The organism is Sphingomonas sp. CD22 (assembly GCF_034556155.1).
Classification (GTDB): Bacteria; Pseudomonadota; Alphaproteobacteria; order Sphingomonadales; family Sphingomonadaceae; genus Sphingomonas.
In genome coordinates, this window is record NZ_JAYDYX010000001.1 from 417,136 (window position 1) to 434,285 (window position 17,150).

Here is a 17,150-nt window from a genome sequence, read left to right on the forward strand (position 1 = left end):
TCTCTGCCATACCCCGGTTTCTAACTTTGACTCCATATCGCCTTGAGCGATGCCGGAATCAACAGTAACCTTTCATCGAAACGCAAAGGTCGCTTGCCGGTGGCGGCGATCGTGGAAAGGACGCTCCCTTGGCTAACGATCCGCTCGTCGCTCCCGTCGTGCCGCTGCCCGCCTGCTGGCCGGCGATGGCGATGCCGCAGGTGCGGGCGCTGCTCACCGCGCCGGGCGCGCGCTTCGAGATGGAGGAGGTGACGATCGGCGGCGTGCCGACGCGGGTGTGGAAGAACGCGCCACCGACGATGCGCCATCTGATCGAGGCGAGTCGCGCGCATGGCGAGCGATTGTTCGTGATCCACGAGGACGAACGGATCAGCTACGACGCCAATCATCGCGCCGTCGCGGCGCTGGCGGCGCGACTGCTCGAACTGGGCGTCGGCCGCGGCGACCGCGTCGCGCTGGCGATGCGCAATCTGCCCGAATGGCCCGTCGCCTTCTTCGCGGCGGCATCGATCGGCGCGATCGTCGTGCCGCTCAACGCGTGGTGGACGGGCGCCGAGCTGACCTATGGCCTGCGCGATTCCGGCGCGTGCGTGCTGATCGTCGACGGCGAACGCCATGCCCGGCTCGCGGCGCTGTACGGCGACCTGCCGGGGCTGCACCATGTCATCGTCGCCCGCGCGACGACGCCGCTCGGTGCCGCGATCGGGCTGGAGACGCTGATCGGCACGCCGCACGACTGGGCGATGCTGCCCGATGCCGACCTGCCCGCCGTCGCCGCGCTCGCGCCCGACGACGAGGCGACGATCTTCTACACCAGCGGCACCACCGGGGCGCCCAAGGGGGCGATCGGCACCCATCGCAACTTCATGACCAACGTGATGTCGAGCGGCTATGCCGCGGCGCGCGCCTGCCTGCGCCGCGGCGAGACGCCGCCCGAACCGACGCCGCGGGTCTCGCTGACCGTGATCCCGCTGTTCCACGTCACCGGCTGTTCGGCGGGGATGATGGGGACGATCGCGACCGGATCGGCGATGCTGCTGCTGCGCAAATGGGACACGATCCGCGCGCTGGAGATCATCGAGCGCGAGAAGGTCAACATGACCGGCGGCGTGCCGACGATCGCGTGGCAATTGCTCGAACACCCCGACCGTGCCCGCTACGATCTGTCGTCGCTCGATTCGATCGCCTACGGCGGCGCGCCCTCGGCGCCCGAGCTGGTCCGCCGCATCCATGCCGAATTCGGCGCGCTGCCCGGCAACGGCTGGGGCATGACCGAGACGACCGCGACGGTGACCTCGCTGAGCGGCGAGGACTATCTCGCCCGGCCGGACAGCGCCGGCGCGCCGGTCGCCGCGGCCGATATCGAGGTTCGGGCCGAGGACGGCGTCACCGTGCTGCCGCCGGACACGCTGGGCGAACTCTGGGCGCGGGGACCGATGGTGGTGAAGGGCTATTGGAATCGCCCCGACGAGAGCGCCGCGACCTTCGTCGACGGCTGGGTGCGGACCGGCGACATCGCCCGCATCGATCCGGAAGGGTTCCTGTTCATCGCCGACCGCGCCAAGGACATCGTCATCAGGGGCGGCGAGAACATCTATTCGATCGAGGTCGAGAACGTCCTCTACGCGCATCCCTCGGTCACCGACGCCGCGCTGGTCGGCATCCCGCACCGCACGCTCGGCGAGGAGCCCGCAGCGATCGTCCACCTGTGCCCCGGCTGCACCGCGACCGAGGCGGAGTTGCAGGCGTTCGTCCGCGACCGGATCGCCGGGTTCAAGGTGCCGGTCGCGATCCGCTTCCTGCCCGAGCCGCTGCCGCGCAACGCCAACGGCAAGATCCTCAAGACGACGCTCAAGGACCTGTTCGCCGACCGGGTGGCGGCCGCCGCCTAAGGGCGCGCAAGAAGCAGGATGGCGGCGACCGAAAATGCGCTAGAGCAGTCGGATGGCCGACGCTTCCAATCCCGTTCCGAGTCCGATCACGCCCGAGGAACAGGTGGCACTCGGCGCGCCCCTGATGCCGAATTCGCGGAGCGAGATCGGGCGGATCGCGCAGCGTCGCGACCGGCTGCTCGCCGCGCTGACGCTGATCGCCGGCATCGGCCTGACGCTCGGCATTCCGTTCGCGCTGAAATCGGGCGCCGAATTCTTCATGCCGCTGACCATCGCATTGGTCATCGCGATCGCGCTGGTGCCGGTGCTCGAATGGCTCGAACGGCGGCGCATCCCCTCGGCGATCGCGGCGCTGTTCTGCGTCCTCGTCTTCCTCATCATCGTCAATGTCGTGATCGCCGCGATCGTCGTGCCCGCGACCGACTTCTTTCAGCTGCTGCCCAGCCGGATCAGCCGCATCCAGCACAATCTGTCGCCGTTGCTCGACCTCTATTCGACGCTGGAGAAGTCGGTGAACAAGATGTTCCGGCAGATCGCCTCGACGCCGGTGCGCCAGCCGCAGACCGCCGCGGTGGCGCCGCCCAGCTCGATCCTCGAACTCGCCGCCACCTCGGCGCCGACGGTGATCGTCCAGTTCTTCTTCGGCATCCTGATCGTCTTCTTCTTCCTGTCCGGCTGGACCGGCATGCGCAAGAAGACGATCACCGGCCGCACCAGCTTCGACGGCGCGATGGCGACCGCGCGGGTGATCCAGGACGTCGTCGACGACGTCTCGGCCTATCTCGGCACGATCACGCTGATCAACCTGACGCTCGGCGGCGTCGTCGCCGGCGCGCTCTATTTCATCGGCATGCCCTCGCCGCTGATGTGGGGCGGGATCGTCGCATTGCTCAACTACATCCCCTATTTCGGGCCGATCATCGCCGCCTTCCTGCTCGCGATCGGCGGGATGATGACCTTCACCGACATCTGGGTGGCGATGCTGCCGCCGGCGGTGATGATAGGCTGCCATTTCCTCGAAGCCAATGCGATCACGCCGCTGATCGTCGGCCACCGGCTGACGATCAGCCCGCTGATGATCCTCGTCTCGATCAGCTTCTGGGGCTGGGTGTGGGGGACGGCGGGCGCGCTGCTCGCGGTGCCGCTGCTGATCATCATCCAGACCGTGCTCGGCGCGGCGGGCAAGCCCGACATCGCCGGCTTCCTGTTCGAACACGGCACGCTGGTGCAGCAGGAGCGCGCCCGGCGGAAGCGCAACGAGGACGACAGCGACGCGGCGCGCGAATAGGCAATTGACACCCCCCGATCGCTCGCCTAGTTGGCGCGCCTCAACGCTTTCAGCGGGTGTAGCTCAGTTGGTTAGAGCGCCGGCCTGTCACGCCGGAGGTCGCGGGTTCGAGCCCCGTCACTCGCGCCATTCCCTCCTCGGGAACGGGAAAGTCTTCGGAACATGCGGGAGTATGTCGCGTCGCCGGTCGGGCGGACGATCTGCTCCGACCGCGTATCACGCGGGTGTAGCTCAGTTGGTTAGAGCGCCGGCCTGTCACGCCGGAGGTCGCGGGTTCGAGCCCCGTCACTCGCGCCATCCGGTTCACGGATGCCGCCCCCCCCGATCCCTAAGGCCAGCGCCCTATCGCCAGCGCCCGGTTTCCATCCAGAGCAGCAGCGGCCGCATCGGCATGATCCACACGATGCCGGTGACGAGATAGAAGGGCAGTTGCAGCCACCACGGCCAGCCGCCGACGATCCCCGCCGCGCTGACGATGATCGCGCACCACAGCCCGATCAGCACGAGGATGAGCAGCACGCCCGCGGGTTTGCGCCAACTGGGGGTCATGGGACGATCCAATCCGATTCGGTAGCGATGGCGTGCAGCGGCACGTCCCACGGGTCGGCGGGGCAGGCATCGACCTGCTGTACCGACCAGGCGACGCCGACGCGCCATGCGTCTGGCAACAAAGCAAAGGCGCGGTCGTAATAGCCCGCCCCCTGGCCCAGGCGATGACCGGCGCGATCGAACCCGAGCAGCGGCGTCAGCACGATGTCGGGCCGCAGCGCGGGGGCATCCGCAGGGGGCTGCAACAGGCCGTAGGGCCCGGCGACGAGCGGCGTCCCGTCGTCCCAGTCGAGAAAGCGCATCGGCGCGTCACGGCCGGTGACATGGGGCAGGACGAGCCGGCAGCCGGCGTCGCGCGCGGCGGTGGCGAGCGGGGCGGGGTCCGCCTCGCTGCCCAATGGCATATAGCTGGCGACGATGCGCGCCCGGGCCAGCCGCGCGCGGAACGCGTCCGGCACCGCGATCGCCCGGTCGCGCGCCAAGCCGTCGCGGGCAGCCCGCAGGCGGGCGCGGAGGGCGAGCTTGTCGGTCATCGCCTCGGTTCGCGGGGCAGGAGGGAAGGGGCGGGTGGCGGGACCGCCGTGGCCGTGTGCCAAAGTATCCGCCGACGCCTGTTAACGTCAGGTGGGGACCATATACTTCGGACCAGGGTCCTAGCAGGGACAGCCCCCTTGGATGATGAATAGCCTCAGGGATAAAGTAAGGCTCGTACCGGGCAGAACCCGCCACGGCATGACTTAGTGCGTCGCGGGGGTGGTGGCAATGGGTGCGGCCACGTATCCCGCCTCACCCCGCCGGATCGCGCTCCAGCGCGTTGGCGAGCGCCTCCAGCCGGTCGGCGATCCGCGCCAGCGCGGGTTCGCTCACCGCCGCGCCCTCGGGCGGGCGCTGCCGGATCTCGTCGAGATCGTCCGCCAGCATCAGCGCGACGAACAGCATCGCCCGCTCGCCGGGGATGTTCGCGGCGGCGCGCAGGCCGGCGGGCCAGCGCTCGTCGAGCATCCGGCCGAGCTGTTGCAGGCGGGCTTCCTCGCCGTCGCGGCAGGCGACGGTGAACGGCCGGGAGCCGATCGTCAGCGTGACATTGGCCATCAGGATGCCGAGCCGCGCGCGATGACGTCGTCGAGCGCGCTCACCGCCTCGGCCATCCGGGCCTTGAGCGCGGCATGACGCCGGGCGAGCGCGTCGCCGGCCCTGGCGCGGGCGTCGATGGCGGATTCGATTCGGGCGATCGCGGCATCGATGCGATCGACCGCACTGGGAGTGTCGGACATGGCGAGCGACGTAGGCGCGGCCGTGACGAGCGGCAAGCCGGCATAACCCGTCGCGCAATCGGCCCGGCGCACGCCACGCGCGGTTGACAGACCGGGGCGCGGCCTCGCAAAGGCTGGCACGCCCGGCGCGGCCCCATGTCGTCGCGCAGCTCATGCATACGCGAGGAGAGACCAGATGACGGTGAAGGTTGCGATCAACGGCTTCGGACGCATCGGACGTCTCGTGGCGCGCGCGATCATCGAGCGGAACGCCGGCGAGCTGGAACTCGTCGCGATCAACGATCTCGCCGACGCCAAGTCGAACGCCTGGCTGTTCAGCCGCGACAGCGTCCACGGCAAATATCCCGGCACCGTCGCTGCAGAGGGCAACGACCTCGTCATCGACGGCAAGCGCATCCGCGTCACCGCCGAGCGCGATCCCGCCAATCTGCCGCACAAGGAACTGGGCGTCGAGCTGGTGCTCGAATGCACCGGCTTCTTCACCGACAACGTCGCCTGCCAGAAGCATATCGACGCCGGCGCCAAGAAGGTGCTGATCTCGGCACCCGGCAAGGGCGTCGACCTGACCGTCGTCTATGGCGTCAACCACGACAAGCTGACCGCCGAGCACACGATCGTCTCGAACGCCTCGTGCACCACCAACTGCCTCGCGCCGGTCGCCAAGGTGCTCAACGACGCGATCGGCATCGAGCGCGGCCTGATGACCACGGTCCACGCTTATACCAACGACCAGAAGATCCTCGACCAGATCCACCCGGACCTGCGCCGCGCCCGCGCCGCCGCGATGTCGATGATCCCGACCACCACCGGCGCCGCCCGCGCGGTCGGCGAGGTGCTGCCCGAGCTCAAGGGCAAGCTGGACGGTTCGGCGATCCGCGTGCCGGTGCCCGACGTCAGCCTGATCGACCTGACCTTCACGCCGAAGCGCGACACCACCAAGGACGAGGTCAATGCGATCCTCAAGGCGGCGTCGGAAGACGGGCCGCTGAAGGGCGTGCTGGTCTATTCGGACGAGCCGCTCGTCTCGATCGACCTGATGCACTCGCCGCAGTCGTCGACGATCGACAGCCTCGAAACCGCGGTGCTCGACGGCAAGCTGGTGCGTGTCGTCAGCTGGTACGACAACGAATGGGGCTTCTCCAACCGCATGGTCGACACCGCGACCGTGATGGCGAGCTTCCTCTAAGCCGATGGCGACGGTGGGCGGCGTGCTGGTCGGTATCGCCCGGCGCGCGCGTCCCAAGGCGCCGATGGAAGTGCTGGAGACGGTCGAGGTGACCGTCGACGGCGGCCTCGACGGCGATTGCCGCGGGCGGGTGAAGCCTAACGGCCGCGGCCGGCGTCAGGTGACGCTGATGGAACGTGGCGACTGGCAGGCGGCGATGGCCGAACTCGGTCAGGCGATCCCGTGGCAGGAGCGACGGGTGAATCTGCTGCTCGACGGCATCGACATCCCGCAGGTGCCGGGGACGCGGATCCGGATCGGCACGGTCGAGCTAGAGATCACCGTCGAATGCGATCCCTGTTTCCGCATGGAGGCGGTCGCGCCCGGGCTTGAGGCAGCGCTGACCCCCGACTGGCGCGGCGGCGCCTGTACGCGGGTCAAGGCGGGCGGGCGGATCGCGCTTGGCGACGCGGTGACGATCATTCCGCCTCAACAATTGCTCCTATGAAGGAAGACGATGTGACCAAGGCCTTCAAGACGCTCGACGATATGGGTGAGATCAGCGGCCGGCGCGTGCTCGTCCGCGAAGACCTCAACGTGCCGATGGCGGATGGCGCAGTGACCGACGATACGCGGCTGCGCGCGACGCTGCCGACCGTCACCGAACTCGCCGACCGCGGCGCGATCGTGCTGATCCTCGCGCATTTCGGCCGCCCCAAGGGGGTGCCGAGCCCCGATATGTCGCTGGCGATGCTGGCGCGGCCGTACAGCCATGTGCTCGGCCGCGAGGTCCGCTACATCGACTGGGAGGGCGCCGAGGATGCGGTCGCGATGCTCCAGCCCGGTGACATCGCCATTCTGGAGAACACGCGCTTCTTCGGCGGCGAAGAGAAGAACGACCCGCAAGTCGTTGAACGTTTTGCAAAACTCGGCGACCTCTACGTCAACGACGCGTTCTCCGCCGCGCATCGCGCGCACGCCTCGACCGAAGGCCTCGCCCATGTGCTGCCCGCCTTCGCCGGGCGTGCGATGGAGGCCGAACTCGATGCGCTCGAAAAGGCGCTCGGCAATCCCGAACATCCCGTCGCCGCGGTGGTCGGTGGTGCGAAGGTGTCGACCAAGCTCGACGTGCTCAAGCATCTCGTCACCCGCGTCGATCACCTCATCATCGGTGGCGGCATGGCGAACACCTTCCTCGCCGCGCGCGGCGTCAACGTCGGCAAGTCGCTGTGCGAGCACGACCTCACCGGCACCGCCGAGGAGATCCTCGAAGCCGCGGATCGCGCCAATTGCACCGTCCATCTGCCTTACGACGTCGTCGTCGCGAAGGAATTCCGCGCCAATCCGCCGGTGCGTACCGTCAACGTCCATGAGGTCGCCGCCGACGAGATGATCCTCGACGTCGGTCCCAGCGCGATCGAGGCATTGGGCGACGTGCTCAAGAATTGCCGCACGCTCGTCTGGAACGGCCCGATGGGCGCGTTCGAGACGCCGCCGTTCGACGTGGCGACCGTCAGCCTCGCGCGCACCGCCGCGGCGCTGACGCAGGACGGCAGCCTCGTCTCGGTCGCCGGCGGCGGCGATACCGTTGCCGCGCTCAATCAGGCGGGGGTCGCCGACCGCTTCACCTTCGTCTCGACCGCGGGCGGCGCCTTCCTCGAATGGATGGAAGGCAAAGATTTGCCCGGCGTCGCCGCGCTGATCGGCCGCTAGGCGGGATCGATCTTTCCGGTCCTGACGAAAGTCCTCCCCCGGCAGGGGGAGGTGGCATTCCGCAGGCATGACGGAGGGGGAGGAAAGGAAAACATCGGTTCCGTGTCCTCCCCCTCCGTCACGGCTTCGCCGCGCCACCTCCCCTTGGCGGGCAGGGCGATCGCATATGGCCATTGGGGTGTTGCAACGGCTTTCCCATCCCCGTCATGCCGGACTTGATCCGGCATCCCGCTTCTTCGCGCCGTCCAAAGAAGCGGGACCCCGGCGCAAGGCCGGGGTGACGGAATGGATTTGGAGGGCGAACGACTTACCGGGAGGGCCATATGCGATAGCCGTGCCCTGGCGGGGGAGGAATTGTCATGATCAGCGTCAGCTCGAACGCGGGCGCCGGCTTGCCGATCAGCCCGGATCGCGGTGCCGCATCCGCCGCCAACAGGGGCGCCGTCGCCAGTGCCATGGCCGAAGCCAGATGAAGCCACCGCATGATCGTCTCTCCCCCCGACGGCGACTGATCACGACATCCGCGGGATCGTCAATATCGCCGACCTAAACAGTTGATCGTCCGACGGGTCCGGCCTATGTTAAACGCGTTTAACAGGCAGGTGGCATGCTCGGCGTACGACTCGATACGGAATTGGAAGAGCGGCTTGCCGCGGTTGCGCGCACCCAGGGGCGCAGCAAGAGCGATATCGCACGCGAGGCGGTGCGCCGCTACGTCGATCTGCACGACGACGCCTATCGCCGCGAGGCACGCCGCCAGTCGACCCGCGCCTCCGCCCGCGCCTCGGTCGAGGGCGTCGTGTTCTGGCAGGACGGCGCCGCGTGGAGATAGCGCACGGCGCCATCGCCCTGGTCGACGGGCCTGCCGGGGAACCGGCGCGCCCCTGCGTCGTCGTCCAGTCCGACCTGTTCAATGCGACGCATGCGACGATCACCGTGTGTCCGCTGACCAACGTCATCGGCGGCGAGGCCTTGTTCCGGGTGGTGATGTCGCCGCGGGAGCACAATGGCCTGACCGCCGAATGCGAGGTGCAGATCGACCGCATCTCCAGCGTCGCGCGCGAGCGGATCACCCGGGTGATCGGCCACGCCAGTCCCACCCGCATGGAGCAGATCGACCAGGCGCTGCGCCGCTGGCTGATGCTCTGACCCTATCCGACCCAAGGAGCCGACCCATGACCACCAACGTCACCCCCGCCGTCAAGACGATCCTCGACAAATACGAAGCGACCAGCCCCGCGGTGAAGGCGAACCTCGCCCGCATCCTGATGCACGGCAAATTGGGCGGCACCGGCAAGCTGGTGATCCTGCCCGTCGATCAGGGCTTCGAACACGGCCCGGCGCGCTCCTTCGCGGTCAACCCGCCGGCCTACGACCCGCATTACCATTACCAGATCGCGATCGACGCCGGCCTGTCGGCCTATGCCGCGCCGCTCGGGCCGCTCGAGGCGGGCGCGGACACCTTCGCCGGGCAGATCCCGACGATCCTCAAGCTCAACAGCTCGAACAGCTGGGCGACCAGCATCGACCAGGCGGTGACCGCCAGCGTCTCCGACGCGCTGCGCCTCGGCTGCGCCGCGATCGGCTTCACCATCTATCCGGGGTCGGACGGCATCTTCGAGCAGATGGAGGAGATCCGCGAGCTCAGCGAGGAGGCCAAGTCGGTCGGCATCGCCACCGTGATCTGGAGCTACCCGCGCGGCGGCAAGCTGTCGAAGGACGGCGAACTGGCGCTCGACGTCGGTGCCTATGCCGCGCACATGGCGGCATTGCTCGGCGCGCACATCATCAAGGTGAAGCTGCCGTCCGCGCATATCGAGCAGGAAGAGGCCAAGCGCGTCTATGAGGGCACCGACTGGTCCAACCAGGCCGATCGCGTCCGTCACGTCGTCCAGGCGAGCTTCGCCGGCCGCCGCATCGTCGTCTTCTCGGGCGGCGCGGCCAAGGGCACCGATGCGCTCTATCAGGACGCGCGCGACATCCTCGCCGGCGGCGGCAACGGCTCGATCATCGGCCGCAACACCTTCCAGCGCAGCCGCGAGGACGCGCTCGACATGCTCGGCAAGCTGATCGCCATCTACAAGGGCGAGGCGGCCTGATCCGATGGCGGGCGCCGCACCGGACGCGGATCACGATCCGTCCGGCGCGGCGCCCGTCACCGTGCCGCTCCGCTTCGCCTATCATCGCGCGGTCGCCCCGCTGGTCTGGGCGATCGTCGCGGTCGGTCTGGTCGAGATGGCGGTCACGCACCTGCTGATCGCCTCGTGGAGCCGCACCGCGGCGCTGGCGCTGTCCGTCTTCACGCTCGGCGGGCTGGTCTGGCTGGTGCGGGCGCTGCTGGCGATGAAGCACCGTCCGGTGCTGCTCGATCGCGAGCGGCTGGTCCTGCAGGTCGGCACGATCCGCCGCGTCGACCTACCGCTGCACGCCATTGCGGGATTGCGTCCCTCGATCGAGCGTATTGCGATGAAGCAGCGTTCGGTGCTCAATCTCGCGCTGCTCGCTTATCCCAATCTCGTCGTCGATCTGGTCGCGCCCTTGCCCGGCCGGCGCGGCATCACCACGATCGTGCATCGGCTCGACGATCCCGCGGCTTTCGCCGCCGCGTGGAAGGCGCTAGGCGCTGGCGGATGACCGAAGACGATCCCCTCGGGCCGCTGGACCCGGACTTTGCCGCCAACTTCCGGCGCAACGACCGCCGGCCGCCGTGCCAGCTCTATCTGATCTCGCCGCTCGACGTCGGCGGCGCCTTCGCCGACCGGCTGGCGCGCGCGCTCGACGCCGGGCCGGTCGCCGCCTTCCAGTTCCGCGTCAAGGATGTCGACCAGCATGTCGCCGCCAAGCTCGCCGAGCCGTTGCAGCGCATCTGCGCCGACCATGAGGTCGCGTTCATCGTCAACGACAGCATCGCGCTCGCCAAGCGGCTCGGCGCCGACGGCGTCCACCTCGGCCAGGACGACGGCGACCCGCGCGAGGCGCGCGACCTGCTCGGCCCCGAGGTGCAGGTCGGCGTGAGCTGCCACGACAGCCGCCACCTCGCGATGGAAGCGGGCGAGCGCGGCGCGGATTACGTCGCGTTCGGCGCCTTCTACCCGACAACGACCAAGGCGGTCGAGCACCACCCCGAACCGTCGATCCTGTCGTGGTGGGCATCGATGTTCGAGCTGCCGAGCGTCGCGATCGGCGGGATCACGCCGGTCAACGCGCCGCCGCTCGTCGCGGCGGGGGCGGACTTCCTCGCCGTCTCCGGCGCGGTGTGGGGTGGCGACGAAGCCGCCGCGGTACGTGCCTTCGCCGAGGTGCTCGGCGGCTGATCCGCAAGCGAGCGTTCGCGTTGGGTTCGTCGAAGGGCAGGTGGGTGCCACCGCGCTTCGGCGGACGCAGCACGACCGCTAAAGGATAAAATACGCCCGACGAAACTACCGCTGTTCCGAACCGTTTGATCCACAAGCGTAACGGTTAAAGGGAACGGCGATATGAAGAAGGTTCTGGCTATTGCGCTGCTCTCGGGCGCCGCGCTCGCCGCCCCGACGATCGCACAGCAGTCCGTCGTCCAGCCGGTCCCGCAGCCGGCATCCCCGGCGCTCGACCGCAACATCCTCCACGTTCAGGTGATCCTCGACTCGCTCGGCTTCGGCCCCGGCGTGCTCGACGGCAAGGGCGGCCAGTCGCTCACCGCCGCGCTCAAGGGCTTTCAGGAGGCCAAGGGCCTGCCGCGCACCGGCAAGCCCGACGCGGCGACGTTGCAGGCGCTCTACCCCTATCGCGCCAAGCGCCCCACCGCGCGTTTCGTGCTGACCCGCGAGGCGCTGGCCGGGCCGTATTACAACCCGCTGCCCAAGGATTACGGCGAACAGGCCAAGCTCCCCAGCCTCGGCTACGCCACGCCGATGGAGAAACTGGCGGAGATGTTCCACACCCAGCCCGCGGTGCTGATCGCGCTCAACTCGCCCGATACGCGGCTCAAGGTCGGCAATACGATCGTCGTGCCTAACGCGCTGCCCGCGAGCCGCGCCTATGACCCGAAGCTGCCCGATCACTGGCGCCAGACGCTCAACATGCTCAACGTCGACGCCAACCAGCCGGTCGCCGACCATATCGTCGTAGACAAATCGGAGAAGGTGCTGCGCGTCCTCGACAAGGACGACAAATTGATCGCGCAGTTCAGCGCGACGATGGGGTCGGAGCACGACCCGTTGCCGCTCGGCACGTGGAAGATCTACGGCGCCGACTATAATCCCAAGTTCCACTACAATCCGGCCTTGTTCTGGGATGCCAAGAAGGGCGACCAGAAGGAGATGCTGCCGCCGGGGCCGAACGGCCCGGTCGGCGTCGTCTGGCTCGATCTGTCGAAGGAGCATTACGGCATCCACGGCACCCCGCATCCCGAACTGATCGGCCGCACCGAAAGCCACGGCTGCATCCGCCTGACCAATTGGGACGTCGCGCGTTTGGCGCAGATGGTGAAGCCGGGGACCAAGGCGGTGTTCCAGGCGTGACGGCGGAGGAAGCGAGCAGAATTCCTCCCTCGCTTCAGCGGGGGAGGGGGACCGCCCGCATAGCGGGTGGTGGAGGGGGCGTTTCCGCATACGACCAACTTCGCCGTATCCTCCCCCTCCGTCACGCCTTCGGCGCGCCACAGTGCCGGGCCGGTCATGCCCCCGGCATGACCTTGAACGGCCGGGGGCCGTTCAACCCGGCACTCCCTGGCGGGGGAGGAATTAGGTACTCCGCACTTCCGATGGTCAGCCCCCGCGCATGACCCGCCTCGGCTGGACCATCCTAGTCGTCGTCCTCGTCCTCGGCGCCGCCTTCGCCGCGATGACCAGCGTCGGCACCGCCACCCGCGGCACGCCGCGCGTCGACGTCGCGGTCGGCGAGCCCGCCGCCGCGGACGATGCGCCGCTTGCCGTGCCCGTCGCGGGCGTGCGGCGCGAGACGATCGTCGACAGCTGGATGGACCCGCGGGGCGGCGGCACCCGCGGCCATCACGGTACCGACATCCCCGCCGCCGCCGGCACGCCGGTGATCGCCGCCGCCCCCGGCACGGTCGAGAAACTGTTCCAGTCCAACCTTGGCGGGACCACCGCCTATGTCCGCTCGCCCGACCGGCGTTGGATATATTATTACGCCCATCTCGCCGGTTACGCCCCCGGCCTGCACGAGGGGCAGGTGCTCAAGGCCGGTCAGCCGATCGGCTATGTCGGCGACACCGGCGATGCCGGCGCGGGCAATTACCACCTCCATTTCGGGCTGCAGCGGATGCAGCCGGCGGAGCGCTGGCACCAGGGCGAGGACGTCGATCCCTACCCCATGCTTGCCGCCCGCGCACGGGGACGGTAAAGGGGCGCCACCGGGCGCGCGCCAGCCGCGCGCCTATCTCGCTCTTTCCAATAGGTTCAGATCCATGAAGATCAGCGGCGTGGACATCCGTCCCGGCAACATCATCGAATATGAGGGCGGCATCTGGCGCGCCGTCAAGATCCAGCACACGCAGCCCGGCAAGGGCGGCGCGTACATGCAGGTCGAGATGAAGAACCTGATCGACGGCCGCAAGAACAACGTCCGCTTCCGCTCCGCCGAGACGGTCGAGCGCGTCCGCCTCGATACCAAGGACTTCCAGTTCCTGTTCCGCGACGGCGACGCGCTGACCTTCATGGACAAGGACAATTACGAGCAGATCACGCTCGACGCCGGCATCCTCGGCGATGCCGCCGCCTTCCTACAGGACGGCATGGACGTGGTGCTCGAACTCTACGACGAAAAGCCGATCTCGGTCGAACTGCCGAGCACGATCGAGGCGATGATCGTCGAGGCCGATGCCGTCGTGAAGGGGCAGACCGCCTCGTCGTCGTACAAGCCCGCGATCCTCGACAATGGCGTGCGCGTCATGGTCCCGCCGCATATCGGCGCGGGGACCCGCATCGTCGTCGACGTCTACGAACAGACCTACGTCCGCCGCGCGGATTGACCGATATCCCTCTCCCTGCGGGAGAGGGTGGCCGAGCGTAGCGAGGTCGGGTGAGGGCAGGGCCTTCCTTCGACCTCACCCTCCCACCGCCTGACGGCGGCGGGCCCCTCCCTTTCCCGAGCGGGAGAGGGGTATAGAGAAATCCCCATGCCCTCCCATTCCGGTCTCTTCACCGTCATCGAGCGCGCCGCCCGCAAGGCCGGCACGGCGCTGCGTCGCGACTTCAACGAGGTCTCGCACCTCCAGGTCAGCCGCAAGGGTCCGGCCGACTTCGTGTCGATCGCCGACAAGCGCGCCGAGCAGACCTTGTTCGAGGAGCTGCGCCGCGCCCGTCCCGACTGGGGCTTCCTGATGGAGGAGGGCGGCGAGGTCGCGGGCGATCCCGACAAGCCGCGCTTCATCATCGATCCGCTGGATGGCACGTCGAACTTCCTCCACGGCATCCCGCATTTCGCCATCTCGATCGCGGTCGAGGAGCCGACCCCGTCGGGCAAGCGTGAGATCACCACCGGCCTCGTCTACCAGCCGCTCACCGACGAGAGCTTCTGGGCCGAAAAGGGGCGCGGCGCATGGCTCACCGACCAGCGGCTGCGCGTCTCGGCACGGCGCGACCTGTCCGAGGCGCTGATCGCCACCGGCATCCCGTTCCTCGGCCATGGCGACTTCGTCCAGTGGAGCCGCATCTTCGGTGCGATCGCGCCGGAAGTCGCCGGCATCCGCCGGCTCGGCGCCGCGGCGCTCGATCTCGCCTGGGTCGCTGCCGGCCGGTTCGACGGCTATTGGGAATCGGGCCTCAAGCCGTGGGACACCGCGGCGGGCATGTTGCTCGTCAAGGAAGCCGGCGGCTACGTCACCGACTTCCGCGGCGCGGACAAGGCGATGGAGCGCAACGAGTTCCTCGCCGGCAACGACGGCCTCCACGTCAAGCTGCACAAGCTGGTCGCCGGCGCGCTGCGCTGAGCCGGATCGACGTCCGGCCTGTAAACTGCGCCGATTCCTCCCCCGCCAGGGCAGGGCGATCGCATATGGCCATTGGGGTGTTGCAACGGCTTTCCCATCCCCGTCATGCCGGACCTGATCCGGCATCCCGCTTCTTCGCGCCGTCCAAAGAAGCGGGACCCCGGCGCAAGGCCGGGGTGACGAAGTGGATTTGGAGGGCGTACGACTTACCGGGAGGGCCATATGCGATTACCCTGCCCGCCAGGGGGAAGTGGCATGCCGCAGGCATGACGGAGGGGGAAGTAAGCGACGACCTCGGTTCCGTATCCTCCCCCTCCGTCACGGCTTCGCCGCGCCACAGTGCCGGGTCGGTCATGCCCCCGGCATGACCTTGAACGGCCGGGGGCCGTTCAACCCGGCACTCCCTGGCGGGGGAGGAATTTTACCGGCTCGCCGATCGTCGCTCCACCAATTGAGAGTGATTCTCACAGCCTCCGCGGCCTTGCCCGCACCCCTCCGGGGGCCTAAAGCGACCCCCACATCCTTCGCACCTGCGAGAAGCCCCTTGGTCGATCTGTCGCAATATCTGCCTATCCTGCTGTTCCTGGGTGTCGCCCTGGCGCTGTCGAGCACGTTCGTGTTCCTGCCCATGGTCGTCGCGCGGCTGACCGGCACCAACAAGCCCACCGAACAGAAGCTGTCGGAATATGAATGCGGCTTCCCCGCCTTCGAGGACCCGCGCAGCCAGTTCGACGTGCGCTTTTATCTGATCGCCATCCTGTTCATCATCTTCGATCTCGAAGCCGCCTTCCTATATCCCTGGGCAGTATCGGTTTTCAGCATCGGCTGGACCGCATGGATCTCCATGATGATCTTCATCGGCGAGCTTGCCCTGGGCCTCGTCTATGCCTGGAAAAAGGGAGCGTTGGATTGGGAATGACCCCTATGTCCGGACCTGTCGAACTCGAACGCCCGGCGACCGCCTCGTCGCTGGTGCCGCCCGATCAGGGTTTCTTCGATAGCCTCAACGGCGAGCTCAACGACAAGGGCTTCCTCGTCACCTCGACCGAGGAGCTGTTCCAGTGGGCGCGTACCGGCTCGCTGTGGTGGATGACCTTCGGTCTCGCCTGCTGCGCGGTCGAGATGATCCACGTCAACATGCCGCGCTACGATCTCGAGCGTTTCGGCGCCGCGCCGCGCGCCTCGCCGCGCCAGTCCGACGTGATGATCGTCGCGGGTACGTTGTGCAACAAGATGGCCCCGGCACTCCGCAAGGTCTACGACCAGATGTCGGAGCCGAAGTACGTCGTCTCGATGGGCAGCTGCGCCAATGGCGGCGGCTATTACCATTACAGCTATTCGGTGGTGCGCGGCTGCGATCGCGTCGTGCCGGTGGACATCTACGTCCCCGGTTGCCCGCCGACCGCGGAAGCGTTGCTATACGGGATCATGCAGTTGCAGCGTAAGATCCGCCGCCAGGGGAGCGTGGAACGGTGAGGGCGCCTGCTCCCGCCTGGGCCGCCGACCTCAACGGCGAGACGATCGAGATCGTCCGGGCGACGCTCGGCTCGGCATTGCTCGACGCGGTCGATCAGGTCGGCGAGGTCGCGCTCTACGTCGAGCGGACCGCGATCGTCGACGCGCTCGCCAAGTTGCGCGACACGCCCGGCCTCGAATATCAGCAGCTGATGGAGATCGCCGGCGTCGATTATCCGGATCGTCCCGAGCGGTTCGAAGTGGTCTATTGCCTGCTCTCGCTGACCCGAAACCACCGGTTGCACGTCCATGTCGCCACCGACGACGTCAAGCCGGTGCCGTCGGTGACGGGCCTGTGGCCGGTCGCCGGCTGGCTCGAGCGCGAGGTGTACGACATGTACGGCGTGCTGTTTACCGGCAATGCCGATCTGCGCCGCATCCTCACCGACTACGGCTTCCGCGGCCATCCGCAGCGCAAGGACTTCCCGCTCTCGGGCTTCGTCGAGATGCGTTATTCGGAAGAGGCCAAGCGCGTGATCTACGAGCCGGTCAAGCTGGCGCAGGATTTCCGCAACTTCGACTTCCAGAGCCCCTGGGAGGGCGCGGCCTATGTGCTGCCCGGCGACGAGAAGGGCATGCTGCCCGAGGCGAAGGGCGCACCGACGCCGCTGAAGGCGGACGACATCGCCAAGGCCGATGCGGCGCGCTCGCCGACGCAGGCACCCAAGGCCGGCAGCGAGCCCTATGCCAAGAACGACACGACCGGCACCGCCAAGACCGGCGCCGGCGACGCCGATCCGGGCAATGCGGCGCAGGACAAGCCCAAGGATTCGGACGTCGTGCCGACCAAGGGCGGAGGACAGAATCAGTGAGCCAGGACCCG

The 17,150-nt window shown here is 68.1% G+C and carries 21 protein-coding genes and 2 tRNA genes; 19 read left to right on the plus strand and 4 right to left on the minus strand.

All coding sequences use genetic code 11. The features are described 5' to 3' along the window. Nucleotides 1-185 precede the first annotated feature (185 nt). The 4 genes from SFC76_RS01840 (at nt 186) to SFC76_RS01855 (ending at nt 3,477) form a co-directional block, all read left to right on the plus strand. A complete protein-coding gene (locus SFC76_RS01840; protein WP_322848056.1) occupies nt 186-1,892 on the plus strand; it encodes a class I adenylate-forming enzyme family protein in 1,707 nt (568 codons plus the stop codon). Nucleotides 1,893-1,944: 52 nt separating this feature from the next. Beyond that, the gene (locus SFC76_RS01845) at nt 1,945-3,180 is read left to right on the plus strand and encodes an AI-2E family transporter (protein WP_322847783.1); all 1,236 of its coding nucleotides are present in this window, start codon (nt 1,945-1,947) and stop codon (nt 3,178-3,180) included. Nucleotides 3,181-3,232: 52 nt separating this feature from the next. Beyond that, nucleotides 3,233-3,309 (plus strand) — tRNA-Asp (locus SFC76_RS01850). Between the two features lie 91 nt (nt 3,310-3,400). After that, a tRNA-Asp gene (locus SFC76_RS01855) sits at nt 3,401-3,477 on the plus strand. A gap of 45 nt (nt 3,478-3,522) precedes the next feature. Here the strand turns inward: SFC76_RS01855 and SFC76_RS01860 are convergent. The 4 genes from SFC76_RS01860 to SFC76_RS01875 all read right to left on the minus strand — a co-directional run bounded on the left by SFC76_RS01860 (nt 3,523) and on the right by SFC76_RS01875 (nt 5,003). Beyond that, nucleotides 3,523-3,729 (minus strand): DUF2842 domain-containing protein, encoded by a 207-nt coding sequence (locus SFC76_RS01860; protein ID WP_322847784.1) that lies wholly within the window; start codon nt 3,727-3,729, stop codon nt 3,523-3,525. Further along, nucleotides 3,726-4,262 (minus strand): 5-formyltetrahydrofolate cyclo-ligase, encoded by a 537-nt coding sequence (locus SFC76_RS01865; RefSeq protein ID WP_322847785.1) that lies wholly within the window; start codon nt 4,260-4,262, stop codon nt 3,726-3,728. The genes SFC76_RS01860 and SFC76_RS01865 overlap by 4 nt, the downstream gene beginning before the upstream one ends. A gap of 253 nt (nt 4,263-4,515) precedes the next feature. Beyond that, nucleotides 4,516-4,821 (minus strand): cell division protein ZapA, encoded by a 306-nt coding sequence (locus SFC76_RS01870; RefSeq protein ID WP_322847786.1) that lies wholly within the window; start codon nt 4,819-4,821, stop codon nt 4,516-4,518. Continuing rightward, a complete protein-coding gene (locus SFC76_RS01875) occupies nt 4,821-5,003 on the minus strand; it encodes a hypothetical protein (protein WP_322847787.1) in 183 nt (60 codons plus the stop codon). Before SFC76_RS01875 ends, SFC76_RS01870 begins: the two co-directional genes overlap by 1 nt. A gap of 175 nt (nt 5,004-5,178) precedes the next feature. Between SFC76_RS01875 and gap the strand changes: the two genes are divergently transcribed. The 15 genes from gap (at nt 5,179) to SFC76_RS01950 (ending at nt 17,139) form a co-directional block, all read left to right on the plus strand. Next, nucleotides 5,179-6,189: a type I glyceraldehyde-3-phosphate dehydrogenase gene (gene gap, locus SFC76_RS01880; protein WP_322847788.1), complete on the plus strand. Its 1,011-nt coding sequence runs from the start codon at nt 5,179-5,181 to the stop codon at nt 6,187-6,189. A 4-nt stretch (nt 6,190-6,193) separates the two neighbouring features. Further along, nucleotides 6,194-6,676 (plus strand): MOSC domain-containing protein, encoded by a 483-nt coding sequence (locus SFC76_RS01885; protein WP_322847789.1) that lies wholly within the window; start codon nt 6,194-6,196, stop codon nt 6,674-6,676. Nucleotides 6,677-6,687: 11 nt separating this feature from the next. Further along, nucleotides 6,688-7,881 carry a phosphoglycerate kinase gene (locus SFC76_RS01890; RefSeq protein ID WP_322847790.1) on the plus strand — a complete coding sequence of 398 codons (1,194 nt, stop codon included), beginning with the start codon at nt 6,688-6,690 and terminating at the stop codon, nt 7,879-7,881. Between the two features lie 607 nt (nt 7,882-8,488). Continuing rightward, nucleotides 8,489-8,713: a ribbon-helix-helix protein, CopG family gene (locus SFC76_RS01895; protein ID WP_322847791.1), complete on the plus strand. Its 225-nt coding sequence runs from the start codon at nt 8,489-8,491 to the stop codon at nt 8,711-8,713. After that, nucleotides 8,704-9,030: a type II toxin-antitoxin system PemK/MazF family toxin gene (locus SFC76_RS01900; RefSeq protein ID WP_322847792.1), complete on the plus strand. Its 327-nt coding sequence runs from the start codon at nt 8,704-8,706 to the stop codon at nt 9,028-9,030. The genes SFC76_RS01895 and SFC76_RS01900 overlap by 10 nt, the downstream gene beginning before the upstream one ends. Nucleotides 9,031-9,056: 26 nt before the next feature. Further along, nucleotides 9,057-9,980 carry a class I fructose-bisphosphate aldolase gene (locus SFC76_RS01905; RefSeq protein WP_322847793.1) on the plus strand — a complete coding sequence of 308 codons (924 nt, stop codon included), beginning with the start codon at nt 9,057-9,059 and terminating at the stop codon, nt 9,978-9,980. Nucleotides 9,981-9,984: 4 nt separating this feature from the next. Continuing rightward, a complete protein-coding gene (locus SFC76_RS01910) occupies nt 9,985-10,515 on the plus strand; it encodes a hypothetical protein (protein WP_322847794.1) in 531 nt (176 codons plus the stop codon). Beyond that, nucleotides 10,512-11,195: a thiamine phosphate synthase gene (thiE, locus tag SFC76_RS01915; RefSeq protein WP_322847795.1), complete on the plus strand. Its 684-nt coding sequence runs from the start codon at nt 10,512-10,514 to the stop codon at nt 11,193-11,195. Before SFC76_RS01910 ends, thiE begins: the two co-directional genes overlap by 4 nt. 162 nt (nt 11,196-11,357) lie before the next feature. Continuing rightward, entirely contained in the window at nt 11,358-12,380 is a 1,023-nt protein-coding gene (locus SFC76_RS01920) for a L,D-transpeptidase (protein WP_322847796.1), read from the plus strand. Nucleotides 12,381-12,639: 259 nt separating this feature from the next. Continuing rightward, nucleotides 12,640-13,224, plus strand: a complete 585-nt coding sequence (locus SFC76_RS01925) for a M23 family metallopeptidase (protein WP_322847797.1) — start codon at nt 12,640-12,642, stop codon at nt 13,222-13,224. Between the two features lie 64 nt (nt 13,225-13,288). Then, nucleotides 13,289-13,852, plus strand: coding sequence for an elongation factor P (gene efp / locus SFC76_RS01930; protein ID WP_037530700.1), 564 nt, complete (start codon nt 13,289-13,291; stop codon nt 13,850-13,852). 147 nt (nt 13,853-13,999) lie between these two features. Beyond that, on the plus strand, nt 14,000-14,812 hold the full coding sequence (locus SFC76_RS01935; protein WP_038660333.1) for an inositol monophosphatase family protein: 813 nt from the start codon (nt 14,000-14,002) through the stop codon (nt 14,810-14,812). A gap of 544 nt (nt 14,813-15,356) precedes the next feature. After that, nucleotides 15,357-15,731 carry an NADH-quinone oxidoreductase subunit A gene (locus SFC76_RS01940; RefSeq protein ID WP_322847798.1) on the plus strand — a complete coding sequence of 125 codons (375 nt, stop codon included), beginning with the start codon at nt 15,357-15,359 and terminating at the stop codon, nt 15,729-15,731. Nucleotides 15,732-15,736: 5 nt separating this feature from the next. After that, nucleotides 15,737-16,288 (plus strand): NuoB/complex I 20 kDa subunit family protein, encoded by a 552-nt coding sequence (locus SFC76_RS01945; RefSeq protein ID WP_322847799.1) that lies wholly within the window; start codon nt 15,737-15,739, stop codon nt 16,286-16,288. Beyond that, nucleotides 16,285-17,139, plus strand: a complete 855-nt coding sequence (locus tag SFC76_RS01950; RefSeq protein ID WP_322847800.1) for an NADH-quinone oxidoreductase subunit C — start codon at nt 16,285-16,287, stop codon at nt 17,137-17,139. The genes SFC76_RS01945 and SFC76_RS01950 overlap by 4 nt, the downstream gene beginning before the upstream one ends. Nucleotides 17,140-17,150: the final 11 nt, after the last annotated feature.